This is a genomic window from Bradyrhizobium sp. UFLA05-153 (genome assembly GCF_054185185.1).
In genome coordinates this window covers 30,778-55,434 of the sequence record NZ_JBBIAM010000044.1, presented here as the reverse complement: position 1 = coordinate 55,434, position 24,657 = coordinate 30,778, and the positions used below count along the sequence as shown (strand labels likewise).

The following is a 24,657-nucleotide window of genomic DNA, read 5'->3' as shown; positions in this document are numbered from 1 at the left end:
GCGATACTCCCTCTCCCCGCTCTTCGCGGGGAGAGGGTTGGGGTGAGGGGCTGCTTCCGCGGACACGGTGAGCGATGAGCTCGCGGAGAGAGCCCCTCACCCCACCCTCTCCCCGTAAGAACGGGGAGAGGGAGAAGAACGCAGCGCGGGGAGAGGGGAAAATGTCCAATCTGTTCGATCTTCTGGTCGCGGGACTTGCAACAGGCGCGATCTACGCGCTGGTGGCAGTTGGCTTCACGCTACTCTGGCAGACCTCGCAGACGATCAATTTCGCGCAAGGCGAGTTCGTAATGCTGCCGGCGTTCCTGATGCTGGCGGCGATGCATGTGGGGGCGCCGTTCTGGCTCGCCATCATCCTCGGCATCCTGCTGTCGATGGTCCTGCTTGGCCTCGCCTTCAAGATGCTGCTGGTCGATCCGATGATGCGCCATGGCGTGCTGCCGCTGGCAATTGCCACCATGGCGCTAGCGATCGGCATCAAGGAAGCCGTGAAGCAGTTCTTCAGCGCCGAGGCCTCGCCCTTCCCCTCGATCGTGCCGACCGGTGACATCTCTGTCTTTGGACATGCGGTCTCGTTGCAAAGCATCGGCGTGCTCGTCGTCGCCATTCTCGCCGTGGTCGGGCTGACCACGCTTCTGAACCGCACCTCGCTCGGCCACCAGATGCAGGCCGCGGCGCAGAACCCGACAGTGGCGCGCATCATCGGCGTTCCCGTCGAGCGCATGATCCTCCTGACCTTCCTGATCAACGCCTTCCTGGTCGCGCTGGCCTCGCTGCTGATCACGCCGATCTATCTGGCGAAATTCTCTTCCGGCGAGGTACTCGGCCAGGCCGCCTTCATCGCCGCGATCGTCGGCGGCTTCAACCAGGTGCGCGGCGCGATCGCCGGCGGTCTCCTGATCGGGGTGCTCGATAATCTCGCGGCCTCCTACGTCTCGACCCAATACCGCGCGGCAGTGCCGATGCTCGTCCTGATCATCGTCATCCTGTTCCGTCCCCAGGGCCTGCTCGGCCGCGCAGAGGAGCGCACGGTATGAGCGGATTTGCCAAACCCCTGAAGATCGCGCTTGGCATCGCCGTCATCGCCGCGCTGATCGTCGTTCCCATGAACTTCAATCGCTACGGCCTGTTCATCCTGAGCCAGTGGGCCGTGATGACGATCGCCGCGATGGGCCTCAACCTCACGCTCGGCTATGCCGGCCAGGTCTCGCTGGCCCAGGGCGCCTTCGTCGGCATCGGCGCTTACGCCGCGGCAATCATGACGACCCATGGCTGGCCGCTGCCCGCCGCGATCGCAGCAGCCATCGTGCTGAGCTTCGCGGTCGGCTGGGTGCTCGGCTATCCGGCGCTGCGCGTGCAGCACCACTACCTCGCCTTCGTCACGCTCGCCTTCTCCACCCTCGCCTTCCTGGTGTTCCGCAACGAGAGCTGGCTCACCGGCGGCATCTACGGCATCTCCAATATTCCGCGGCCGCATATTTTCGGCATCGCGACCAACAAGCCGCTGCCGTTCTACTATGTCTGCCTCGGCTCGCTTGCGATCGTGTCGCTCGCCGTCTGGTGGCTGATCCGCTCGCCCTGGGGCCGCGCCTTCATCGCGCTGCGCGAGAACCCGTTGCGCGCACAATCGCTCGGCGTCGACACCCGCCGCTACACGCTGATGGCGTTCGCGATCGGCTCGGCGCTCGGCGGCATCGCCGGCGCGCTCTATGCGCCGCTGACGCAATATATCGATCCGGTGCCGTTCAACCTGTCGCTCTCGCTCGACCTGTTGATGATGGTGATCGTCGGCGGCGCCGGCTTCTATTTCGGTCCCTTCCTCGGCGCGATGATCGCGGTGCTGCTGCCGGAATGGCTGCGCTTTACCGAGGGCTATTATTTGATGCTCTACGCGATCGCGGTGATGCTGCTCCTGATCTGGTCGCCGACCGGCATTCTGGGGATCCTCGATCGCTACATGGCCGCGCGACGCACCAAGGCTGCGTCTGCGCTCAGGGCCGTCGCGAAATCCCGCCTGGAGACGGCGCAATGAGTGCGGTGCTCGAAGTCACCAATATCAAGAAGAACTTTGGCGGCATCTCAGCGGTCGATGGCGTCAGCTTCGATGTCCGCGAAGGCGAGATCCTCGGCCTGATCGGGCCCAACGGCTGCGGCAAGTCAACGCTGTTCAACTGCATCCTCGGCCAGCTCACGCCAAGCAGCGGCGAGGTCAAGCTCGACGGCAGGACCGTCACGGGCCTGCGCCCCTCCGAGCTCAACAAGCTCGGGGTCAGCCGCACCTTCCAGCTCCTGCAGGTGTTTCCAAAACTCTCGGTGCGCGAGAACCTGATCCTTGCCGGACAGGAGCACCAGGGCAACATGGCCTCGCGCCTCGCCGGCCGCTCCGACGCCGGGCTGACGGACGCCGCCAACCAGATGATCGGCTTCTTCAAGCTCGATCATCTCGCCGCCGAGCCGGCCGGCGGCCTCTCCTACGGCCAACAGAAGCTGCTCGATGCCGCGATGGCTTTCATGGGCGGACCGCGGCTCGTGCTGCTCGATGAGCCTGCCGGCGGCGTCAACCCGACGATGCTGTCGGACCTCAAGGAGCGCCTGATCGCGATCAACCGCGAGAAGAACGCGACTTTCGTGGTGATCGAGCACAACATGGAATTCGTGATGTCGCTGTGCTCGCGCGTGATGGTGATGGCGGAAGGCAAGGTGCTGGCGATGGGGCGGCCGGACGAGGTGCGCAAGAACCCCGCCGTGATCGAAGCCTATCTCGGACATTGAGGAGCGAGCGATGAGCGACACGATCCTCTCGGTTCACAATCTCGTCGGCGGCTACGGCAAGATGACCATCCTGAACGGCACCACGTTCGCCGTGCCGCAAGCCACCATCACCACCATCATCGGCCCTAATGGCGCCGGCAAGTCGACCGTGTTCAAGGCGATCTTCGGCCTGTTGAAGCTGCGCGAGGGCAAGATCAGCTTCGCCGACCGTGACGTCACGAATTTGAGCCAGCGCGCCCTGCTCAATGCCGGCATCTGCTACGTCCCGCAGGGCCGCAACATTTTTCCGGAGCTATCGGTGCGTCACAACATCGAGCTCGGCGGCGTCGCGGCCGAGAAGGGCATCGACCTGCCCGGGCGCATCGAGGCTGCGCTCGACCTGTTCCCGGCACTGCGGCGGAAATCTGCACAGCAGGCCTCGACACTGTCGGGCGGCGAGCAGAAACAGCTCGAGATCGCACGCTCGCTCCTGCTCGAGCCAAAACTCGTGCTGATCGACGAACCCTCGATCGGCCTGTCGCCGCTGATGGTGCAGCAGACTTTCGATATCCTCAAATCCTTGCGCGACCGCGGCGTGACGATCCTGATGATCGAGCAGAACGCGCGCTCTGCGCTGGAAATATCCGATTTCGGCATTGTTCTCGAGCTTGGCCAGACCCGCATGTTCGACAAGGCCGAACGCATCCTGAATGACCCGCGCATCGGCCAGCTCTTCCTTGGCGGCGCCATGGAGGAGAGTGCCGCATGAGCGAGAAAATGCGCATCGCCGTTGCCGGCGCCGGCCTGATCGGCCGCCGCCATATCGAGCTGATCGACGCCTCGCCGGATTGCGCGCTTGCCGGCATCGCCGATCCCTCGCCCGCGGCGAAAGACTATGCGCAGGCGCGCGGCACGCCCTGCTACGCAGATCACCGCGCGCTGCTGGAGCAGGAAAAGCCGGACGGGCTGATCATCGCCTCGCCGAATGCGCTGCATCTCCAGATGGCGCTCGATTGCGTCGCCGCAAAGACGCCGGCGCTGATCGAGAAGCCGGTGACCGACACGGTCGCCACCGCACAACGTCTCTGCGCGGCGGTCAGGCAGAGCGGCGTGCCGATGCTGGTCGGCCACCACCGCCGGCACAATCCGATCATCAAGGCCGCGCGCGAGACGGTGGCGAACGGCAAGCTCGGCCAGCTCACCGCAGTGGTCGGGCTGTGGCTCCTGAAAAAGCCCGACGATTACTTCGAGGTCGTCTGGCGGCGCGAACAGGGCGGCGGACCGCTGCTGATCAATCTCATTCACGACATCGACAATCTGCGCTTCGTCTGCGGCGAGATCGTCGAGGTGCAGGCGCTGACCTCGAACAAGGTTCGCGGCTTCGCGGTCGAGGACACCGCCGCGCTGCTGCTGCGCTTCGCCAATGGCGCGCTCGGTACTGTGACTGTGTCCGATGCGACGCCCGCACCGTGGAGCTGGGAGCTGACCGCGGGCGAGAACGCAGTCTACCCGAAGCAGGACCAGCCCTGCTACGTCTTTGCCGGCACGAACGGCTCGCTGTCGGTGCCGAACATGGAGCTGTGGTCCTACCCACAAAATCCCGGCTGGCACGCGCCGCTGGTTCGCGAGCCCGTCGCACTCTCCGGTTACGATCCGCTCGCCGAGCAGCTCCGGCATTTCCAGGCGGTGATCGCCGGCCGCGAGCAACCGTTGATTTCGGTCGAAGACGCGATGGGAACACTCGCCGTGGTCGAAGCCGTCAGTGAAGCGGCGCGCACGGGACAAAAGATATCGCCGGGCCGGATCATGGAGCAGGCAGCATGAACAAACGCTCGATCGCAACGGTCTCCCTCTCCGGCGCGCTGGACGAAAAGCTCCGCGCAATCGCATCGGCCGGCTTCGATGCCGTCGAGATTTTCGAGAACGACCTATTGTCGTTCGGCGCGAGCCCGCGCGAGGTGGCGCGCCTCTGCAAGGACCTCAATCTCGAGATCTGTGCCTTCCAGCCGTTCCGCGACTTCGAGGGCATGCCGGAGCCGCAGCGCTCGCGCAACTTTGCCCGCGCCGAGCGCAAGTTCGATTTGATGCAGGAGCTCGGCACCGATCTCCTCCTGATCTGCAGCAACGTCTCGCCGGCCTCGCTCGGCGGCATTGACCGCGCCGCGGACGATTTCCGCGAGCTAGGCGATCGCGCTGCCAAGCGCTCTTTGCGCGTCGGCTACGAGGCGCTGGCCTGGGGACGTCACGTCAACGACTACCGGGATGCCTGGGAGATCGTGCGCCGTGCCGACCATCCCGCGATCGGCGTCATCCTCGACAGCTTTCACGCTCTGGCGCCGGGCTTCCCGACACGCGCGATGGCCTCGATCCCCGGCGACAAGGTCTTTCTGGTACAGCTTGCCGACGCGCCGAAGCTCGAGCTCGATATCCTCTCCTGGAGCCGGCACTTCCGTTCCTTCCCCGGCCAGGGCGACCTGCCTGTCGGCGAATTCATGGAGGCGATCGCGGCGACCGGCTATGCCGGGCCGCTGTCGCTGGAAATCTTCAATGACCAGTTCCGCGCCGGCTCCGCGGCGCAGACGGCGACCGACGGCCTGCGCTCGCTGATCCTGTTGCAGGACCAGCTCGCGGCAAAATGGCCGAAGCTCGCCGACAAGCAACTCGCACCGAAGGCGAAGACCCGCGGCACCGGCTTCGTCGAGTTCGCGGTCAACGAGACCAAGGCGGAGGAGCTTGCCGGCCTGTTCTCGCAGCTCGGCTTCCGCAAGACCGGCAAGCACCGCAGCAAGGCGGTGGAGCGCTGGACGCAAGGCAAGGTCGAGCTCGTGATCAACTGCGAGACCGACGGCTTTGCGCATTCGCACTACGTCACGCACGGCCCCGGCGTCTGCGCCATCGCGCTCGACGTCGACGATTCCGGCCGCGCCATGGCGCGCGCGGAAGCCCTGAAAGCGCGCACCTTCTATTCTCCGGTCGGTCCGGGCGAGCTGGAGATCCCTGCGATCCACGGCGTTGGCGGCAGCCTGCTCTATTTCCTCGACCAGGCCGGCAAGAACTGGGACACCGATTTCGAAGAGATCGCAAGCAACGCCGGCGCCGATCAGCTTCTCGCGGTCGACCACATCGCGCAGTCGATGCCCTATGACGAGATGCTGTCCTGGCTCTTGTTCTACACCGGCATCCTCGATCTGACCCGCCTTCCGCAGATGGAGATCGCGGACCCGCGCGGCCTCGTGCAGAGCCAGGCGATCATCAATGGCGACCAGAGCCTGCGCTTCGTGCTCAACGGCTCCTCCGCCAACCGCACGCTGCCGGCGCGCTTCATCTCTGAGTTTTTTGGCTCAGGCGTGCAGCATATCGCCTTCTCCTGCCAGGACATCTTTGCGACGGTAGCCGCCATGCGCGAGCGCGGTGCGGAGTTTCTGGAAATCCCTGACAATTACTACGACGACATCGAAGCCAAGTACGATCTCGCGCCCGAGGTGATGGCGCAGCTTCGCGAGAACCAGATCCTCTACGACCGCGAGGGCGACGGCGAGTTCTTCCAGGTCTACACCCACATTTTCGACGAGCGCTTCTTCTTCGAGATCGTCGAGCGTCGCAACTACCAGGGCTTTGGCGCAGCGAACGCCGCCATCCGCCTCGCAGCGCAAGCGCGCGAGGTTCGCCCCGCGAGCATGCCGAGGATCTGAGTGGATGCAGCACGTTTGGTGCTGCATTTGATGGCGACAGCAGCCAAACTCTGACTACTTACCGGGCTTTCGACGATCTTCGGCAGGCGTCAGCGCGGCATCCCACTCTCGATCGGACAGGTTTCCGACGAGGTTCGACAGCTCGACCGCAAGCGCACGAAGCCGCGCATTCTCCTCAAGGAGCCGCAGAACCTCATCTGGCGGCGATTCATCGTCGTCGAACTCCTCCAGAAGCTGTGGTGACAGGAATCTCAACGCATCATTGGACGCGGCATCGTCCGCAGTCGAAATAGCTTCCTGTTTCTCGCTGAGCGGCAAATATTCGTTACTCATGGCAAATCCCCGAACAGGCCCCCGAGCCTTCGAAGGAATTCACTGAGTCGCTGGCGGATTTGAGTCTGAAATCGGACCAGCGCAAGGTCACGCGACGCGCCGATTAAATCAATCTTCGCGCGATATAGCGCATGATACGCAACCTCTGATCTGAAAAACGCTTAATGAGCGCTTAATGCTTTTGCGCAACTAATGGGTCACCAGCGCAAAAGTACGTCTTAGTCATAAGTGTGAACCGAGCTCCGCCCCCGGGGAGTCGAATCGGATGGGACTGCTTTTCATTGGCGTGCTGGCCGGAATTTTGATCGGCTTTGGCTTCTTTGCCCCCTCTCAGGGTTACTTCCTGGGCTGCGGCTCGCAACCCTGTTTTGACAGGGTGGCAATGGCTCAACCGCCGACAGCGAAGCCTGCTGCCCTCGGGTCGGATCCCTCGATTGCAAAGGCGAGTCCTGCGACCGCGGCAGGATCGAGCAAGAGGCCATCGGAGAAGAAGCGCGGCGACACCATTCTGGCCAAAGCGGCGCCTCCGGCGACACGGATCCGCGTCTCGCCATCCAATTCGGCCGCGGAAGATTCCGTATTGAGTAAGGCAAAGACTTCGATCGCAGCAAAGATGGAGAATCCGAACTCCGCCGAATTCAGCGATATGAAGCGGGCCAACAGGAAGAACACACTGGGGCGTTCCGTGGACACCATTTGCGGGCGCGTCAAAGGGAAAAATGCGTCAGGGGAGGAGACCGGAGAACGGCCCTTTCTCTATCTCGTGAAGGAGAACGATGCCTACGTTGTCGACGGACCGGCAAGCTCGGCGGCGGCGATCGCCTATCGCAACATCTGCAACTAGAGCGTGAGGTGAAAGCGAAAAGGGAGGTTTGCGCGCGATGAAGACCGGAGTGCATCGCCAGGCGCGCGGCCGTGCGATGAATTGCGTGGAAAGAATTTCCGGGCAACTGAACTGACAGCTGCGCCCCGGCCTAAGGGTGCGCAGGAGGACCGCAAGACAGAACTGATGCATCGGCTTCCCGATGCGCAATGCGTTGCGGTCGCGGAATTGGTGAGGTGAGCTTACAGAGTTCTTTGCATTCGAGGATATTATGCACGATCAGGTTCATTCCGCTGAACGGCTCAACGAATCCCTGCAGTTGCCTGTCCTGGCGCTCATCGAGCCGCTCACGCTCACGCGCACCAGCATTCTGAGCATCCTCAGGCGCGAGCTGGCGTCGCTCGAGATCGTCGACATGGCGACCACCCAGGGACTGGATTGCGTGCCCACACGGGACGTTCGTCTGGTCGCGCTGAGCATCGGGGACAAGCCGCCGGACGATCGCACCGTCGAGGACGATCTTGCGCTGATCGCCGAGGGCTGCCTGAACGCCTCAATCGCCCTCATCTCCAATCGTGATGACGAGGCCACCGCACTCGCCGCAATGCAGCGGGGTGTGCGTGGTTTCTTCCCCACCTCGCTTCCCATCGAAGTCGCTGTTGCCGGTCTGCGCCTTGTTTTGGCCGGCGGGGTTTACAGGCCACTGCCGGTCATCGAGTTGAGCAAGGCACCCGGGCTCGACCAGTCATATCCTCGCGCACTTGCATCAGCGTACTCGAATGGTGACAGGAGCTCGGCCGACAGGAATACGACCGATTTCACACCTCGCGAGCAGCAGGTGCTGACGGAACTGGAGCTTGGTCTGCCCAACAAGTTGATTGCCGCCAAGCTGAATCTCTCTGAAAACACCGTCAAAATGCACATTCAGCACATCATGCGAAAATGCGCCGCCCGCAACCGCACCGAGGCGGTTCTCCGCTGGAGCGGACGACTGTCAGCACACGGTCGCGACACCGACGCGAACGCGTCTTCGATTCCCGAGGTATAGGTGCCAACCCGCGATACTCAATCCTCGCGGAACGCACCATGGAAGCTGTCGAGCAGGGGCCTTAGGGCGTAAAGCGCGACGGTACCGCGTCCTGTCGTAATGAAAACCTGAACCGGCATCCCCGGGATGATCTGGATATCGTTTGCGGCGATCTGTGCGTCGTCGACGCGAATTTTCGTCGCGTAGTACGGCTGGTCGGTGCGCTTGTCGAGAAGCCGGTCGGCCGACACATGTGTCACGATTCCCTTCAGCCGCGGCACACGACGCTGATTGTACGGCAGGAGATGCACTTCCGCATTCAGGCCCGGATGGACCACATCGATGTCCTCGGGCCTCAGGCGCGCGGTGACAATGAGGCGATCCTGCCGGGGCACCAGATCCATGAGTGGAGCCCCCGCTCCGATCACGCCCCCCGGCGTGTGAACCCGGAGGTCGGTCACGACGCCGTCCTCAGGCGCCTTGATCACTGTTCGCGACAACTGGTCCTGGGCCGCCGGCAACCGCTCGCGCAACTGGAATATCTGGTTCTGTGCTTCACGCAACGCTTGTGCGATCTCGTTTTGCCTGTCGCTCTCGAGCTTGATCAGGTTTGCCTGCGATTCACTGATCACTTGCCCGGCACGTGAGATCTGCGCGGCGATCTCGCCCCGACGCCCCTCGATGTCAGCCAGTTCCCGTTGAAGGTTCAAAAGACGCGGTCGCCGCTCGAGGCCCTTGCTGACGAGGGTGGCGACCATGTCGAGTTCCTCCCGGGCGATGTCGGTGCGCTGCGCGACGGCGGCCTCCTGGGCCTTGAGGCCCTCGATTTCCTTCTCGACCTGTCCTCGCCTCTCTCGAAGCACCGTCACCTGCGACTGAAACACCTTCCGCCGCGACAAAAAGACGGTCTGCTGCGTCGACAGAATGGTGGCGGCGGCCAGATTCGCACTGGCCGCATGCTCCAGCGTCTCCGAAAACGAGAGCTTCTCATATCCCCGCTGCTCGGCGTCGAGCCGGGCTTCACGTGCCATTGCATCCCACAGCTGGCCCTGAAGGCTTTGCACTTCAGCACGAGCCCTGGTGTCGTCCAGCGCGATCATTGCCTGACCGCTACGCACGACGTCGCCATCTGAAACCAGAATCTTTCCGATGATGCCGCCTTCCAGGTGCTGGATGGTCTTGCGACTCGATTCCGATTCCACGACGCCGGAAGCGATCGCCGCGCTCTCCAGAGGCGCAAGGCTCGACCACGTCCCCAGCCCCAGCATGAAGCAGAGCACGAGCAGATTGCCCGCGAGCGTCACCCCGCGCAGCCTCGTCCGTGGCGAGATCGGCGTCGGGGCCGTGCACCATGGAAACTCAAGGGGCTCGTAATCGTCGATTGCGGTAATCACGACTCCAAGCCTCCGCTCGGCGGGTGGGGTGCGCAGGGGCACGCGCGTTTTCGGTTTCCGGATCATGGGCGGACCGGCTGTCCCGGCGCCTTGGCGGTTGCAGGCGCGCTCTCGGCCGGTGCGGCTTGCGATATCACCTGGGGCCTGCTCAGATGCCGCTCGAACATTTCCTCGCTCTCGCCGAACGCGATGACCGCGCCGCCTTCCATGATGGCGATCTTGTCCGTGGCTCCGAGGATGCCCATCCGGTGAGTGACGACGACCACCGTGACATTGGCGATCTTCAACTGCTCGATGGCGTCCAGCAGCATCCGCTCCCCGGCGTAGTCGAGGCTGGCGTTCGGCTCGTCGAGAACGACGAGGCGCGGGTTGCGGAAGAAGGCCCGAGCAAGACCGAGGCGCTGGCGATATCCGCGAGAGAAGGCCACGCCCCCGCCGGGAACCACGGTGTGGTAAGCTTGCGGCAGTCGCATGATCGCGTCATGGATGCCGACGAGCTTGGCGGTCTCGACGATCTCCCGCGGATCGGCATCGTCAAGACGCGCGATGATCTCGTTTATCGTTTCGCCAAAGAGATTGATGTCTTGAGGGAGGTATCCGAGATGGCGACCGCCTCGTCCCTCGCGGAGCAGCGATACGTCGGCATTGTCGAGCAGCACACGACCGTGCGTTGGAATCGTAAGTCCGGCGATGACTTGGCCAAGCAGCGACTTGCCCGAGCCGGACGGACCGATGATGCCAAGGCATTCGCCGGGTGCGAGACTGAATGAGATGCCTTTCAACGGAAAGTTGTTGGACCCGGACAATCTCAGGCTGACGTTATCGACGACGAGGCCGCTCAGCGGCTGCTGGGACGGGAATTCTGCATTCACGCCCGTGGCCGGAATTGCGGCGAGCACGGCGTTGAGTCGCCGATAGGCTTTCATGGCCGTCGCGAGTGATTTCCAGCTTGCAATCGCACCTTCGACCGGTGCGATGGCGCGGCCAGACATCAGTGTCGCCACAAAAATGATCGCCGGGCTCTTGCCGTAGTCGAGAACGAGCCACGCTGCCGCTCCCATGATCACGACCTGCGACAGCGCTCGTACCGGCTTGGTCGCGAGCATGATGAGCGCGTGCCGCGAGAGCGCAACATCATGCTCTCTGCGGGCTTCCTGTGCGTCGGTGTATATGAGGCGCGCCGTGCCATCCACCATTCCCATTGCGCGGATCAAGTGAATATTGCCGATCGCAGCCGCGAGCCGGCCGTAGCTCTTGGACAACGCTGCGCCGGACTTGACCGTAGCATCGTCCGTGAGCAGGTCGCCTGCAAGCGTGAGACCGAACAGCAGAATCACGCTGCAGGCTCCCACGACCCCAAGCAACGGGTGAACGAGAAAAAGGACACCGAGAAAGAAGGGTGTCCAGAGCGCATCGAACAGCAGCGGGCATGCGCTGGACTCGACGAACTGGCGCAGAGCCGTGAGATCCCGATATGCGTCCGGCGACTGGGCCCAATCGCCGCGAAAGGCGGATTCGAGGCAAGCCGAAAGCACGGAAGGACGAAGTCGGTCTTCAACCCACGCGCCAAGGCGGCCCAACAGGACGCGGCGCAATGCGTCAAGCACTCCACCGACAACGACCGTGAGCGCAACGATGAAGGTGAGCATCAGAAGCGTGTCGCCGCTCCGGCTCGACAACACCCGATCGTAGATCTGAAGCAGGTAGATTGAAGGCGCAAACAGCAGCAGATTGTAGCTGCAGCTATACGCGAACACGAGACCGAGCGGGCCCGCGCAGGCCCAAAGCGCGGCTTCCAACGAAGTCCGGGCCGATGGCAGAAGCGGTGTTCGGAGAGGCGGCATCAGCATTTTTCGTCACCGCCGGAGATTTGGTTTGGCCTCACGCCTGCCCGTCGATCAGACGTGACGACGAACCATTCGCTGCAAATCCGGGACCGGCGGCACGCGCCGCCGGTCCCGCCACGCGACGAGCTGCTGGTCAGAGCACGTCGAAGTGGAAGCCCACGTCTCCACCCTGTGCGTAGTTGAGGCTTCCACCGTCACCGCCGATAGCGGCGGCCGCGTCCTGGTGCTGGTCTACCCAGAGCTTGTTGATCTGGGTGGCGTCCGTATTCGCGTAGACCTTGGATGTATCGTAGCCACTCTCCGAACTCTGGCTTCCGTTCGACGTTGCGGTTCCGCCATGGGCCTTTGCGTACCATGAGGCGGTCGCATTCGCGCCGCCGGCATCCCAGTCCGCCGTTTGCTTGACGTGATCGCCGGTGTTGACGTGCACGTCGGCACCTTCCGCCTTGTTGGTTGGGTCGAAGGTGAGCGTGGGCTTGTTGATGATGGCTCCCTTGAAAGTGCCGTCACCGCCGTTTCCGACACTTTGACCACCGGTGTCGATCGATTTGAAGCCGATTGAATCTGAAATGTGGATCGCCTTGGGCATCATTTGAGCCTCCCTCCGTTTGTTGACTTGCACGCATCATCCATCCCGATCAGATGGACACGCTCAGCAACTCTGATCCGCGCATGCTGGGCGGCGATAGATGTCAAATCGGACACCATCCGGTTTGGTGGGCCTACGCACGAAAGTATGACCTCCGTGCTGACATCTTGACCTCGCAGACGTCAGGGTGCGTCCGGGTGCTTGCATGCGCGGCGCATCGACGAAGCAGCCGCGTTGCGATCGGGCGAGCGACGCAAGTCTCGCTAAAGCACGATCCGGAAAAGTGCGAAGCGGTTTTCCGAAAAGATCATGCGCAATCAATCACCTGAAGCGCGATGACGATTCATCCTGATCTCATCGCGCTTCAGGCCATCAAGTGCAGATCTGGCAGAAGATGCGTTGCAAGATCGCCACCCAGCGCCAGATTGCCATGGCCGCCGTCGCCGCCCACTCCGGCGATCTGGACCGCGCTCTGGTCGATGTGCACATCGTTGGTCTGATCCGCGATTGCCGTCGAATGCGGGCCGGCGATTGCGATATTGATGGGAGCATAGATCGCGACGCTGACGTCGATCAGGTTCCCCGAGGAATGGCCGCTCCCGCCATTGCCCGCGCCGTTGGCCCCAGTGGCAATCGCGTCGGAGCCGCCCCACAGGCTGTGAGAGACAAGGCTGCCGCCCATCGCAACGTTTCCGTTGCCCCCATGCCCGCCGATGCCGGCGATCTGAAGGGCGGACTGATCCACATACACGCTATTGGTCTGGATCGCGTAAGCACTGGAGTTGTAACCCGCGACCGCGATGTTGATCGGGTCGTACAGCACGAAGGAGGTATGAACCAGCTCTCCAGAGAAGGATCCGTCCCCGCCATTGCCGGCCTGGCTGCCACCCGTCTCCACCAGATGCCAGGCGTTTCCGCCGTTGCTTGATCCCCAGGCGGGATCGAGCGTGATGACGCTGCCGCCACCGGCGACGTTGCCGTTTCCTCCGCTCCCGCCAACACCTGCGATCTGGACGGCCGACTGATTGATATCGACCGCATTCGACTGACTTGCGTATGCGGTGCCACCTGGGCCCGCCACCGCAATATTGACCGGATGGTAGATCACGACGGGAGCGTCAACCAGCGCGCCGGAGAAATAGCCGTCGCCCCCGTTGCCGGCACTGCTGCCACCAGTCGCGATCACGGCGGAGCCCGTGGAGGCGCCACCGATGCCGCCTCCTGTCGCGATATTGCCGTTGCCGCCGTCTCCCCCGACGCCCGCCATCTGAAAGGCGGACTGATCGACATTCACGTCGTTGGTTTGCTGAGCCAATGCAACGGAGCCGTATCCGACGGACACCGATATGTTGATCGGCTCATAGATCAGGATGGAGGCATGAACGATGCCTCCATAAGAATAGCCATCTCCGCCATGACCGGCCGTGTTGCCTCCGCTCTGGATTGAGCCCGAACCGAGCCCTGAGTTACCCGATCCAGATCCGATTCCGTCGGATGGAGTGGCGTGATGGTCGCCATCGGGCTCGGAAGACACGGCGTCGTGCCGGCTCATGATTCCAGTGGGAGAGTGCGCCTCCTGACCCGCAAACCAGAGCCGGCCATGGGCGCCAGCGCCATCGTCTCCAGAAGTCGGCATGGAGGATGGCGAAGTGTCCCTCGATGCGGAAGCGAACCTGTCATAGCCATCATCGTCAACGTGATGGTGGTCGCGGTGAAGCGGTACGATCGCGTCCGACGGGTACCGGAAATTCATGTCGCCTCCCTCGCCGCAATCGGACGGGCCTCTCCCCGACGTCAAGGAGTGTCAGCCTGGGCAGGTCAAAAGCCGAGTCGTCAATTCGAGTGCAGCGATTCGAATGGAGGACGTCAGATCGGCTACACCCGTTTGGGAGCAGACAGCCGTTGCGGGAGCAGGTCTCCGCGAACGTGCCGCAGGTGTAGCTCTTCACCTCGCCCCGCTTGCGGCGAGAGGTCGCAATTCACGCGCAGCGGGAATGCGGGCGAGGGAGACTCTCCGCGCGTCCCTCTCTTACCGTGATTGTAGAGGCAGCCCTCTCCCCGTAAGAACGGGGAGAGGGAGAGGAGCGAGCTTACTTCATCGCGCACTTGTCGTGGAAGCGGTCCTGGTCGTCCTTGACGATGGTGGCAACCGTCTTCAGCGCGAGCTGTCCGTCGGCGTCCTTCACGACGTCCTGGAGATAGAAGTTCTGGATCGGGATGTGGTTGTTGCCGTACTTGTACGGACCACGCAGCGACTTGAAGTTGGCCTTCTCCATCTCGGCCTTCATCGCGTCCTTCTTGCTGGCGTCACCCTTCACCGCCACGACCGCGCTGTTGATGAGCTGGGCCGCGTCGTAGGCTTGCGCTCCGTAATAGGTTGGGCGAAGGTTGGTGTACTTCTTGCGGTAATCGGCGACAAAGCGCTTGTTCTCGTCGTTCGGGAGATCGTTGACCCATTCCTGCGCGCCGGGGATACCCAGCGCATTCTCCTTCTGAAGCGGCAGCGACAGCTCGTCGACGGTGAACACCGTATAGAGCGGGATCTGGGTCTTCAGGCCCGCCTGCACATATTGGTTGAGGAACTGCACGCCGGCCGCACCCGGATAGAACACGAAGATCGAATCCGCGCCCGAGGCGCGAGCCTTCGACAGCTCGGCGGAGAAATCGAGCTGGCTCGGCCACACCGTATATTCCTCGCCCTTGATCTCGCCCTTGAAGGTGCTCTTGACGCCCGCGAGCATGTCCTTGCCCGCGGCGTAGTTCGGTCCGATCAGGAAGACGCTCTTGACGCCCTTCTGGTTCATGTACTGGCCCATCGCCTGCGGCGTCTGGTCGTTCTGCCAGGAGGTCGAGAACACGTAAGGAGAGCAGAGCTCGCCGGCGAGCTGCGACGGGCCAGCATTGGCCGAGATCAGGAAGGTCTTCGAATCCACCGCGGTCTTGAGCGAGGCGAGCAGCACGTTGGACCAGATGTAGCCGACGATGAAATCGACCTTGTCGGACTGCACCAGCTTCTCGGTCTTCTGCTTGCCGACATCGGGCTTCTGCTGGTCGTCCTCGTAGATCACCTCGACCGGCTTGCCGTCCATCTTGCGGCCCAGATGGTCGAGCGCGAGCTCGAAGGAGTTGCGCATGTCGTTGCCAATCACCGCGGTCGGGCCGCTGAAGGTCGAGACGAAGCCGATCTTGATGGTGTCGCCGGCCGATGCCGGGCTTGCCAGCGCGAGCGCAGCCGCGCCCGCCAGCCAGAATGCCGTCCTCATAACCACTCCCCTCCTCAATTTTCATTGCCCCGAAATGGCGGATGGCCGCTTCCGGTTCGTTCTGTTTAGGACGCAAAATCGTGTGAGCCGTCAATGGCTCAGCGCCCGCCCCTGCACCATAATTCGCCCTCATCCCGGATGGCAAGAAATATAGTTCTACTCCCTTCGACGAGGGCTGCGGCGCTTTTTCGCGGTCTCGTCGATACGACGTCGCTATTCCTCAATTGATGACGGCTATTGGACCGCGACCCCGTCTTCGCTCTTTAATGAGCGGCGCGCACCCAGCGAATCGAGGGCAGCTTTCATGACTGCGAAACCCCACCGCGTCGTCATTGTCGGAGCCGGCTTCGGCGGGCTGGAGACGACCTACCGGCTCAGCGGCGTGCCGGTCGAGATCACGCTGATCGACCGCCGCAATCATCACCTGTTTCAACCGCTGCTCTACCAGGTCGCGACCGCTTCGCTCGCGACCAGCGATATTGCCTGGCCGGTCCGCCACCTCATGCGGGCGCGGCGCGAAGTGACGACGCTGTTTGCGACCGTGAACGGCGTCGATGCCGAGCGGCGCGCCGTGCTGCTCGATGACGGCAGCGAAGTTCCTTACGACACGCTGGTGCTCGCGACCGGCGTCAGCCACGCTTATTTCGGCCACGACGAATGGGAGCAGTGGGCACCCGGCTTGAAGACGCTGGAGGATGCGACCACGCTGCGCCGTCACATCCTGGTCGCGTTCGAGCGCGCCGAGCGCGAGACCGATCCGGAGCGCCGCGCCGCGCGGCTGACCTTCGTCATCATCGGCGCCGGTCCGACCGGCGTCGAGCTTGCCGGCACCATCGCCGAGATGGCGCATCACACCCTGCCGGGCGATTTTCGCAACATCGACACACGCAAGGCGCGCGTCGTGCTGATCGAGGCGGGACCGCGCGTGCTCGCCGGCTTTGCCGACGATCTCTCGGCCTATGCACAGGCTTCGCTGGAGAAGGTCGGCGTCGAGGTCGTGCTGGGGCAGCCCGTCACCGAGGTTGACCGCGACGGCGTGGTCTATGGCGGACAGCGGCTCAACGCGAAAACCAAGATCTGGGCGGCCGGCGTGCGCGCCTCGCCCGCCGCCGAATGGCTGAACGCGCCGGCGGACCGCGCGGGACGCGTGGAGGTCGAAGGCGACCTGACGGTGCCGGGCCATCCGGATGTCTTCGCCATCGGCGACACCGTCACGATTCCCGCCTGGGACGGCAAGCCCGTGCCCGGCATCGCGCCGGCGGCCAAACAGCAGGGACGCTACGTTGCAAACCTCATCAAGGCTCGGCTGCGCGGCGAGAAGCTCGGCCCCTTCCGCTACAAGCATGCCGGCAGCCTCGCGCAGATCGGCAAGCGTCTCGCGGTGATCGATTTCGGCCGCGTAAAGCTGCGCGGCGCGATCGCGTGGTGGATCTGGGGCATCGCCCACATCTACTTCCTGATCGGCCTGCGCCATCGGCTCGCCGTCGCGCTGACCTGGCTCTGGATCTACGTCCGCGACCAGCGCGCCGCCCGCCTGATCACGCAAGGCAGCAGCAAGGTGTCGGGGTGACGTTCCTCTCCCTCTGCCCGTTCTTACGGGGAGAGGTGACGCCTCAGCCGTCGATGATCGCCACTGCGCGGGTCCAGCCGGCCGACGCGCGCGCGATCTTGACTGGAAAGCACGACACAGTGAATCCGGTCGAGGGCAGGAGCTCCAGATTGTGCAGCTTCTCCAGATGGCAGTAGCCGGTGTGCCGGCCGGCCTTGTGCCCCTCCCAGATCAACGAGGCATCCCTGGTTTCGGCATATTTCTGCGCGGTGAAGACAAAGGGGGCGTCCCAGCTCCAGGCATCCGTTCCGGTCAGCCGCACGCCGCGATCCAGGAGGTACATCGTCGCCTCATACCCCAGGCCGCAACCGGAACTGACGTAGTCGGGCAGGCCGAACCTGGCGCCGGCACGGGTGTTGACGACGACGATCTCAAGCGGCTTCAGCGTGTGGCCGATACGCTCGAGCTCGACTTCGACGTCCTTGGCGGTCGCCACATGACCGTCCGGCAGATGCCGGAAATCGAGCTTCACGCCCGGCTGGAAACACCATTCCAGCGGCACCTCGTCGATGGTCCACGACGTCTGGCCGCGATTCATCGTCGGGTGAAAGTGCCAGGGCGCATCCAGATGGGTACCGTTATGGGTCGACAGCGTCACGTGCTCGACCGCCCAGCCCTGCCCGTCCGGCAGATCCTCCGCCTTCAGGCCTGCAAAGAATTGCAGCATGCCCGGCAGGCCTTGCTGGTGATCGATGTACTGAATGGTTGGCCGGTTGCCAGGGGGATCCGCTGGCACATCGTTCTGCAACGGGACCGAGATGTCGATGATTCGCCTTGCCATGCCTCTTGATCCTACGACGTTCCCTGCATCTCGTTGTCAGACGTCCCGACAAAGCGCGGCAATGTCCCGAGAGCCAATGCCCCGAAAACGAGACACGCCACCATCAGCCAAAGTGCGGCCGCGTAGTTCTTGTTGAGGTCGAACAGGCGTCCCATGACGGCGGGGCCAGCAGCCGCGCCGACGCTGAACAGCGAATAGGCCAATCCATAGAGGAAGCCGTAATTGCGCATGCCGAAGTAGCGCGCGGTCAGGTAGGCGATGAGATCGATTTCCGCGCCGAAGGCAAAGCCGATCAGCAGTGCAGCGACCGGAGCGCCTTGCGCACCACCGTAGTTGAGAAGCGCGCAGCCTGCTGCCGCAACCAAGAAGACTGTGCAAGCCACGTAGGGCGCAAAGATGCGATCAATGCCCCATCCGATCAGCACACGCCCGGCAATGACGCCGACACCGATCAGCGAGGCGACGCCGGCGGCGGTCGACAGCGGCACGCCGGCATCCCGCAGCAGCGGCACCAGATGAACGACCGTTCCCGATATGGCTGCCGCAACGGCGAGGAACCCAATCGCGATGGTCCAGAAGACGCGAGACCGTAGCGCCTGCCAGCGTCCGGCGCCCGCCGTGACAGTACGCGTCGGCTGCATCGCGCCTTCCAGATCGCGGAAGCCGAAATAGACCAGGGGCCAGGCCACAGCGGCGAGCGCAGCCAGGACGATGAAGCCCGCGTGCCAGCCAAATGACGCGATCTGCGAGGCGAGCAGCGGCGGCAAGGCCAGTGCAGAGATCCCGCCTCCGGCCAATACGATGCCGAGCGCCAGACCGCGCGACGCGCTGAAGTTGGCGTTGACGACCCGGGTGTAGACGACCGGCGTCGTGCCGCCGCCGAAACATCCGGCGGCAAAGAACAATGCATAAAAGGCGGAGATGGAATCGTTGAGGCTGCCGAGACCGACCATGCTCAGCACCAAGAGCGGGATCGATATCAGCGCGACGATCCGCGCGCCGAACCTGTCGATCAGCGAGCCGACGACCGGCCCGGAAACGACGAGGCCGGCGGTGAGGTAGATCAAGGCGCCGGAAATCTGCCCGCGGTTCCAGTTGAACTCTCGCTGCAGCGGCTCGAAAAATACCCCGATGCTGTAGAACAAGAGAGACGACGCGCCGACCGCGATGCCGACGAGCGCCATGGCCAGGATGAACCAGCCGCGGGTGATCTCATGCTTCCGCAGCCCGACTGGATGATCGATCAAACTCACAACTCCCTCCCTCATACTGAATTCTCCCTGCGCTCTTTGCTTTGGGTTCTGTCGCGCAGATGCTGGCTTCGCTCTAGTCGGGCATCGCCCCGTAGATGTCGCTGTAGGTGCGCTGGAGATGAGCCGTGAGCTTGGTCACGGCGGCGCTGGCGGAACGCGACAGGACGACGTTGGCGAGCGCCTCGTGCTCGGCAACGAAGTCCTGCGCGACGACGGCATTCGAGAGCATCAGATTGCGATACCGCGACGCCTGATCGTAGAGCTGACTTGCCAGCCCAACGGTTCGCGGCGAACTGCAAGCCGCGATCAGGCCGGCATGAAATAATTTGTGAACCCGGTCGAGCTCGGGCGTATTCTTCAGAATCCTGGATCGACCGGCGACACGCTTGAGCTGGTGCAGGCAGGAGACGATCTCTCCCTCCCATTTCGCATCGCCATGTCGGATCGACTGGCGCAGCGCCGCCGCTTCGAGCGCAATTCGCGTCGATGTGATGTCGGCGAGATCCGTGTCGCTCATGGGCGCCACACGGAATCCACGCTGCCCCACCGCGATCACCAGCCCCTTTGACGCGAGCCGCGACAATGCCTCGCGGGCCGGCGTCTGGCTGACGCCGTAGTCAGCCGCGATGTCTGCGATCTTGAGCTTGGCGCCCGGGCGCAGCTCGCCCTTGACGATGGCGACTTCCAACGCTGCTTCGGCGCGCTCGGTAAGGGTCGCGCTTTCCTGATCCATGGACCTTGCCTTCGCTGATGGTCGTCCTGGGCTTGCGGACGAACGGCTGGCATTGACAACTTTGTATATTTTAGTGGAGAAAATATATTTTTCAAGGAGATGCTGCAATTGATCGAGGCGGGAGAAGCAGCTCTCGAAGCCACGCGTCGGGTAGTGGAAACCTGTGCGGCGGACGAGGACATCTCCTCCCCGCTCGACCGCATCAGGCTCTTGGCTCCGGTCCCCGAGCCGCCGCAGATGCGCGATTTTTCGGTCTTTCCCGGGCACATCCGCGAAGCTCCGGCGGGCATGGCGCGCATCGCGCAGCGGAAGGGGGTCGCAAGCGATGCGCCCACACGACCACTCCAGGAGGTGCCCCAAGTCTACCGCGAGCGGCCGATCTACTACATCACCAACCGCTTCAGCGTGTCCGGCCCGGACGCGACGGTGCCGTGGCCCGCGTACAGCGAACTGATGGATTTCGAGCTCGAGTTCGGGATTTTCCTGTCGAAGGGAGGATGCGACATCCCGCTCGCGAAGGCGCGTGAGCACATCTTCGGCTACACGATCTACAATGACTTCTCCGCGCGCGACACGCAGTTTGAGGAAATGCGGGGCATGCTCGGCCCCGCCAAAGGCAAGAGCTTCGATGCCGGCAACGTGATCGGCCCCTGGATCGTGACCTCGGACGAAATTCCCGATCCCTACAATCTTGCCATGCGTGCACGCGTCAATGGCGAGATCTGGACTGACAGCACGAGCAGCGGCATGCTGCACTCCTTCGAGGACATGATCGCCCATGTCTCGCGCGGCGAGACGTTGCGGGCGGGTGAATTCATGGGCTCAGGTACGGTCGGCGGCGGCTGCGGCCTCGAGCTCGATCGCTGGTTGCACCATGGCGATACCGTCGAGCTCGAGGTCGAGAGGATCGGCAGACTGCGCAATCAGGTGCTCCGCAGGGATGTCTGAACCGCGACGCTCTTGCAAACTCCTTCTTCTCCCCTTGTAAGGGGAGAAGTGCCGCGGATACTCGCGGCTGCAATTACTTCACCAGCGAACACCCACCCTCCGCCATCGGCCGGAAGGCCTGATCCGCAGGGATCGTCGAGACCAACTTGTAATAGTCGTACGGATATTTCGACTCCTCCGGCTTCTTCACCTCGAACAGGTACATCGGGTGCACGACGCGGCCGTCCTGGCGGATCGCAGTGTCGCCGAACAGCTTGTCCTTGCCTTGGAACTTCTTCATCTCCGGCACGACAGCCCCAGCATTATCGCTGCCGGTTGCGGCAACCGCGTTGAGATAGGCGAGCGTCGAGGCATAGACGCCGGCCTGGTTGCCGCTCGGCATCTTGCCGTTCATGCCGGGGCGCGCGGCAAAGCGTTTTGCGAAGGCGCGGGTGTCGTCGTTCATGTCCCAGTAGAAGGCTTCCATGAGCTGGAGGCCTTGAGCGACCTTCAAACCCATGCCGTGAACGTCGTTGATGAAGAGCAGGAAGGCGACGAGCTTCTGCCCGCTCTGCTGGATGCCGAACTCGGCGGCCTGCTTCACTGCGTTGATGGTGTCGCCGCCGGCATTGGCGAGGCCAATCACCTGCGCCTTCGAGCCCTGCGCCTGCAGCAGGAACGAGGCGAAATCGGAGGTGCCGAGCGGATGTTTTGAGGAGCCGATCACCTTGCCGCCATGCGCCTCGATGTATTTCTGCGCCTCTGACTCGATACCCTTGCCGAGCGCGAAGTCGACCGTGAGGAAGTACCATTCTTTGCCGCCGCGCGAGACCATCGCGGCCGCCGTGGTATTGCCGGTCGCCCAGGTGTCGTTGACCCATTGGATGGTGTTGGGCGAGCAGGCCTTGCCGGTGAGGTCGGCACTTGCCGTGGACGATGCCAGGAACGTCATGCGGCTGTCGCGCAGCAGCGTGTTGATGGAGAGACCGACCGCCGAATTCGGCACGTCGACGATCGCATCGACGCCCTCGACATCGAGCCATTTGCGCGCGATTGCCGCGCCGACGTCGGCCTTGTTCTGGTGGTCGGCATAGACGATCTCGACCTTGATGTTCTTTCCCCCGCCATTGAAGTCCTCGGCCGCCATGCGCGCGGCTTCGACAGAGCCCATGCCGTTGGTGTCCTGAAAAATGCCGGAAATGTCGTTGAGCACGCCGATACGTACGACATTGTCGGATATTTCGGCGCTGGCCGAGCCGGCAATCAGGCATGCCGCAAGCGCAAGCGTCCACTTCAAGTGCCTCATCATTCCCTCTCCTGTTGAATTTTCGGTCGTGCCACCGGTCGTTGCCGAGGGCGATCAGAACGTTAGACCTGCCGCTCCGGCAGGCGCAGCACGAGCCCGTCGAGCTCGTGTGTGATCCTGATCTGGCAGGACAGCCGGCTGTTGGCCATGCGCTCGGCGGCGGCGCCGTCGAGCAGCGCGTCCTCGTCATCCGCCATCGCCGGCAGGCGCGCGAGCCAGCCGTCGTCGACATAGACATGGCAGGTCGCGCACATCGTGTTGCCGCCGCATTCGGCCAAAATGCCGTCGAGGCCGTGGCGGGTCGCGGCGTGCATGGCGCTCTCGCCGTCGCTGACGTCAACACGATCGGTTTTGCCGCCGGAATGGATGAAGGTGATCGCAGGCATCAAAGATCCTCAAGCCGGAGTGATGGTCACCGGCAGGCTGTCGAGCCCGCGCAGCGTATTGTTGAAGCGGCGCTTCGGCTCGCCCGTGATCTCGATCTTCGCGATACGCCGCGCCAGCGCCGACAGCATCACTTCACCCTCGAGGCGTGCGACGAGCTGGCCGACGCACATGTGGATGCCCGAACCGAAGCCGACATGGCCGGAGGTACGTCGCGTGATGTCATAGGTATCGGGCTTGTCCCAGCGCCGCGGATCGCGATTGGCCGCGCCAAGGAACATCAAAACCTTCTCGCCCTCGCCGATGACAGCGCCACCAATTTCGACCTCGCGCGTCGTGGTGCGGAAGAAGGTCTGCACGGGGCTCTCGAAACGCACGGCTTCCTCGAAGGCATTGCGCGCCAACGTAGGATCATCGCGCAGCCGCTGCCACTGATCGGGAAATCGCGCGAGACAATAGACCGCGGCGCCGATGCCGTTGACGGTGGTGTCGAGCCCCGCCGACAGCAGCGAGCGCACCAGGAGCGGTGCCTCCGTCGCAGTGATCTCGCCTTCATCGACGCGGGCGTGGATGCAGGCCCCGAAACCGCCGGGCGCAAGGTTCTCGCGCTGGCATTGCTCGGCGATATAGGCCTGGTGCGGCGCCGAGCGCTCGATAGCCTCCTGGCGCAACTGGTTCGGCGGGCCGAAGGCGTTGAACACCAGGCTCGCATAGGGGATGAGATGCTCGCGGCCTTCCGGCCTCAAGCCCAACGCGTCCGGGAAGATCGAAAGCGGATAGGCTTCCGCGAGATCAGCGATCGCATCAAAGCTGCGCTTCTCCAGCAAGAGATCCACCCGCTCCTCTGCCGCTGCGGCAAAGCGATCGCGCACCTGCTTCATCACCGTCGGCGACAGCACGCGCGAGAGCACGGCGCGGGTGCGCGTGTGGGCGGGCGGATCGGCTTCCAGGATCAGGCTCGGCGGCCGCCACGGCTTCTCCTTCTTGAAGTCGCTGAGGCCCACGCCGCGGCTGGAGCAGAACGTCATGGGATCGTTCAGCACCGCATGGACTTCGGCATAGCGCGCGACGCCATAGACGTTCCACTTGTCGAGATAGACCACGGGGCCGGCGTCCCGCAGCACGTCATGGGTGGGAAAGGGATCGGCGAAGAACCCGATCGCGAAGGGATCGACATCGAGATGCGGGATGGCGGGCACGCCGCCGGTCGAAGCGAAGCTGGCTGCACTCATTCACATCCTCCCAATTTTGCGCTTGTGGAGCGCGCGCGCATGTCCTTATTTCTGTCGCGCATGAAGCGAGCCCCGATCAGATGACCGCGCCCTCGACCAGAAGCCACAAGAAGCCTGCGGAAGCGGGGCCGACGCTCGATCTCGACCGTTACGTCCCGGCCTTCATCACCTTCATCGCCAACAAGCTCTCGAACAGCGCGACCGCATTCTATCAGCGCGAATTCGGCGTCAACGTCACGGAATGGCGGATCATGTCGCTGCTCGCGATCGAGCCGGGCATTCCGGCCTCGCGCATCTGCCACGTCATCGGCTTCGACAAGGGGCCGGTGAGCCGGACATTGGCGAGTCTCGAAAAGCGCGGGCTGGTGGCGATCCGCAGCGATCCCAACGACGGACGCACGCACTCGATCTCGCTCACCGCAAAAGGCCGCGCCACCCATGACAAGGTGATCGTCGCCGCCTTCGCGCGCGAGCGGCGGCTGCTGTCGTGCCTGTCCAGGGACGAGCAGGAGGTGCTGATCGATCTGTTGCGCCGGCTGCACGAAAATCTCGGCGCGGTGACCGGCGACGCGTAACGGCGCGCATCTCGTGCGCGCCAGATCGCGTTCACCTGGCATGCGCCAGCGATTGCCGGCGGCACCATTCCTGCCGAACATGAATCCTCCCGTTGAGGCGCAGCGGTTTTCCCGCCGTCACCCTTGCCTGCGAAGGAC

23 protein-coding genes are annotated in these 24,657 nt (G+C 63.4%); 11 read left to right on the top strand and 12 right to left on the bottom strand.

The genetic code is table 11. From position 1 onward, the window contains the following. Positions 1 to 161 precede the first annotated feature (161 nt). From Q2941_RS25000 to Q2941_RS24975, 6 genes are read left to right on the top strand one after another with little or no spacing between them, the layout of a single operon-like run. Positions 162 to 1,037 (top strand): branched-chain amino acid ABC transporter permease, encoded by an 876-nt coding sequence (locus Q2941_RS25000; RefSeq protein WP_254109296.1) that lies wholly within the window; start codon positions 162 to 164, stop codon positions 1,035 to 1,037. Next, the gene (locus Q2941_RS24995; protein WP_027521550.1) at positions 1,034 to 2,032 is read left to right on the top strand and encodes a branched-chain amino acid ABC transporter permease; all 999 of its coding nucleotides are present in this window, start codon (positions 1,034 to 1,036) and stop codon (positions 2,030 to 2,032) included. The genes Q2941_RS25000 and Q2941_RS24995 overlap by 4 nt, the downstream gene beginning before the upstream one ends. After that, positions 2,029 to 2,772: an ABC transporter ATP-binding protein gene (locus tag Q2941_RS24990; RefSeq protein WP_458194015.1), complete on the top strand. Its 744-nt coding sequence runs from the start codon at positions 2,029 to 2,031 to the stop codon at positions 2,770 to 2,772. Before Q2941_RS24995 ends, Q2941_RS24990 begins: the two co-directional genes overlap by 4 nt. 10 nt (positions 2,773 to 2,782) lie before the next feature. Further along, positions 2,783 to 3,520 carry an ABC transporter ATP-binding protein gene (locus tag Q2941_RS24985; protein WP_027521552.1) on the top strand — a complete coding sequence of 246 codons (738 nt, stop codon included), beginning with the start codon at positions 2,783 to 2,785 and terminating at the stop codon, positions 3,518 to 3,520. After that, positions 3,517 to 4,575, top strand: coding sequence for a Gfo/Idh/MocA family protein (locus tag Q2941_RS24980; RefSeq protein ID WP_027521553.1), 1,059 nt, complete (start codon positions 3,517 to 3,519; stop codon positions 4,573 to 4,575). Before Q2941_RS24985 ends, Q2941_RS24980 begins: the two co-directional genes overlap by 4 nt. Continuing rightward, on the top strand, positions 4,572 to 6,443 hold the full coding sequence (locus tag Q2941_RS24975; protein WP_027521554.1) for a bifunctional sugar phosphate isomerase/epimerase/4-hydroxyphenylpyruvate dioxygenase family protein: 1,872 nt from the start codon (positions 4,572 to 4,574) through the stop codon (positions 6,441 to 6,443). The genes Q2941_RS24980 and Q2941_RS24975 overlap by 4 nt, the downstream gene beginning before the upstream one ends. A gap of 54 nt (positions 6,444 to 6,497) precedes the next feature. Here Q2941_RS24975 and Q2941_RS24970 read toward each other — a convergent pair whose 3' ends face one another. After that, on the bottom strand, positions 6,498 to 6,776 hold the full coding sequence (locus tag Q2941_RS24970) for a hypothetical protein (RefSeq protein WP_027521555.1): 279 nt from the start codon (positions 6,774 to 6,776) through the stop codon (positions 6,498 to 6,500). 265 nt (positions 6,777 to 7,041) lie between these two features. On the opposite strand from Q2941_RS24970, the gene Q2941_RS24965 reads away from it, so the two are divergent. Continuing rightward, positions 7,042 to 7,620, top strand: a complete 579-nt coding sequence (locus Q2941_RS24965; protein WP_458194014.1) for a hypothetical protein — start codon at positions 7,042 to 7,044, stop codon at positions 7,618 to 7,620. A gap of 250 nt (positions 7,621 to 7,870) precedes the next feature. Then, a complete protein-coding gene (locus Q2941_RS24960) occupies positions 7,871 to 8,647 on the top strand; it encodes a response regulator transcription factor (protein ID WP_027521557.1) in 777 nt (258 codons plus the stop codon). A gap of 17 nt (positions 8,648 to 8,664) precedes the next feature. Here Q2941_RS24960 and Q2941_RS24955 read toward each other — a convergent pair whose 3' ends face one another. The 5 genes from Q2941_RS24955 to Q2941_RS24935 form a co-directional block, all read right to left on the bottom strand. Then, complete coding sequence (locus tag Q2941_RS24955; protein WP_458194013.1) at positions 8,665 to 10,086, bottom strand: HlyD family type I secretion periplasmic adaptor subunit; 1,422 nt, start codon at positions 10,084 to 10,086, stop codon at positions 8,665 to 8,667. Next, positions 10,083 to 11,870: a type I secretion system permease/ATPase gene (locus tag Q2941_RS24950; protein WP_051389619.1), complete on the bottom strand. Its 1,788-nt coding sequence runs from the start codon at positions 11,868 to 11,870 to the stop codon at positions 10,083 to 10,085. The genes Q2941_RS24955 and Q2941_RS24950 overlap by 4 nt, the downstream gene beginning before the upstream one ends. A 130-nt stretch (positions 11,871 to 12,000) precedes the next feature. Beyond that, the gene (locus Q2941_RS24945) at positions 12,001 to 12,459 is read right to left on the bottom strand and encodes a hypothetical protein (protein ID WP_458194012.1); all 459 of its coding nucleotides are present in this window, start codon (positions 12,457 to 12,459) and stop codon (positions 12,001 to 12,003) included. A gap of 361 nt (positions 12,460 to 12,820) precedes the next feature. Then, positions 12,821 to 14,008, bottom strand: a complete 1,188-nt coding sequence (locus Q2941_RS24940; protein WP_458194011.1) for a hypothetical protein — start codon at positions 14,006 to 14,008, stop codon at positions 12,821 to 12,823. Positions 14,009 to 14,546: 538 nt separating this feature from the next. Continuing rightward, positions 14,547 to 15,719, bottom strand: coding sequence for an ABC transporter substrate-binding protein (locus Q2941_RS24935; RefSeq protein ID WP_458194010.1), 1,173 nt, complete (start codon positions 15,717 to 15,719; stop codon positions 14,547 to 14,549). A 304-nt stretch (positions 15,720 to 16,023) separates the two neighbouring features. Between Q2941_RS24935 and Q2941_RS24930 the strand changes: the two genes are divergently transcribed. After that, complete coding sequence (locus Q2941_RS24930) at positions 16,024 to 17,289, top strand: NAD(P)/FAD-dependent oxidoreductase (RefSeq protein WP_458194009.1); 1,266 nt, start codon at positions 16,024 to 16,026, stop codon at positions 17,287 to 17,289. Positions 17,290 to 17,332: 43 nt separating this feature from the next. Here Q2941_RS24930 and Q2941_RS24925 read toward each other — a convergent pair whose 3' ends face one another. The 3 genes from Q2941_RS24925 to Q2941_RS24915 form a co-directional block, all read right to left on the bottom strand. Next, positions 17,333 to 18,109: a cyclase family protein gene (locus Q2941_RS24925; protein WP_458194008.1), complete on the bottom strand. Its 777-nt coding sequence runs from the start codon at positions 18,107 to 18,109 to the stop codon at positions 17,333 to 17,335. 11 nt (positions 18,110 to 18,120) lie between these two features. Then, the gene (locus Q2941_RS24920; protein ID WP_458194007.1) at positions 18,121 to 19,362 is read right to left on the bottom strand and encodes an MFS transporter; all 1,242 of its coding nucleotides are present in this window, start codon (positions 19,360 to 19,362) and stop codon (positions 18,121 to 18,123) included. Positions 19,363 to 19,435: 73 nt separating this feature from the next. After that, positions 19,436 to 20,095 carry a GntR family transcriptional regulator gene (locus tag Q2941_RS24915; protein ID WP_027521563.1) on the bottom strand — a complete coding sequence of 220 codons (660 nt, stop codon included), beginning with the start codon at positions 20,093 to 20,095 and terminating at the stop codon, positions 19,436 to 19,438. Positions 20,096 to 20,203: 108 nt separating this feature from the next. Between Q2941_RS24915 and Q2941_RS24910 the strand changes: the two genes are divergently transcribed. Continuing rightward, positions 20,204 to 21,043 (top strand): fumarylacetoacetate hydrolase family protein, encoded by an 840-nt coding sequence (locus Q2941_RS24910; protein ID WP_458194006.1) that lies wholly within the window; start codon positions 20,204 to 20,206, stop codon positions 21,041 to 21,043. Positions 21,044 to 21,116: 73 nt separating this feature from the next. On the opposite strand, the gene Q2941_RS24905 is transcribed toward Q2941_RS24910, so the two are convergent. From Q2941_RS24905 to Q2941_RS24895, 3 genes are all read right to left on the bottom strand, one after another. Further along, positions 21,117 to 22,328 carry an ABC transporter substrate-binding protein gene (locus tag Q2941_RS24905; protein WP_027521565.1) on the bottom strand — a complete coding sequence of 404 codons (1,212 nt, stop codon included), beginning with the start codon at positions 22,326 to 22,328 and terminating at the stop codon, positions 21,117 to 21,119. A gap of 62 nt (positions 22,329 to 22,390) precedes the next feature. After that, positions 22,391 to 22,714 (bottom strand): 2Fe-2S iron-sulfur cluster-binding protein, encoded by a 324-nt coding sequence (locus Q2941_RS24900; protein ID WP_027521566.1) that lies wholly within the window; start codon positions 22,712 to 22,714, stop codon positions 22,391 to 22,393. 9 nt (positions 22,715 to 22,723) lie between these two features. Beyond that, entirely contained in the window at positions 22,724 to 23,944 is a 1,221-nt protein-coding gene (locus Q2941_RS24895; RefSeq protein ID WP_458194005.1) for a cytochrome P450, read from the bottom strand. Positions 23,945 to 24,024: 80 nt separating this feature from the next. On the opposite strand from Q2941_RS24895, the gene Q2941_RS24890 reads away from it, so the two are divergent. After that, positions 24,025 to 24,519 (top strand): MarR family winged helix-turn-helix transcriptional regulator, encoded by a 495-nt coding sequence (locus Q2941_RS24890; protein ID WP_027521568.1) that lies wholly within the window; start codon positions 24,025 to 24,027, stop codon positions 24,517 to 24,519. Positions 24,520 to 24,657 lie beyond the last annotated feature (138 nt).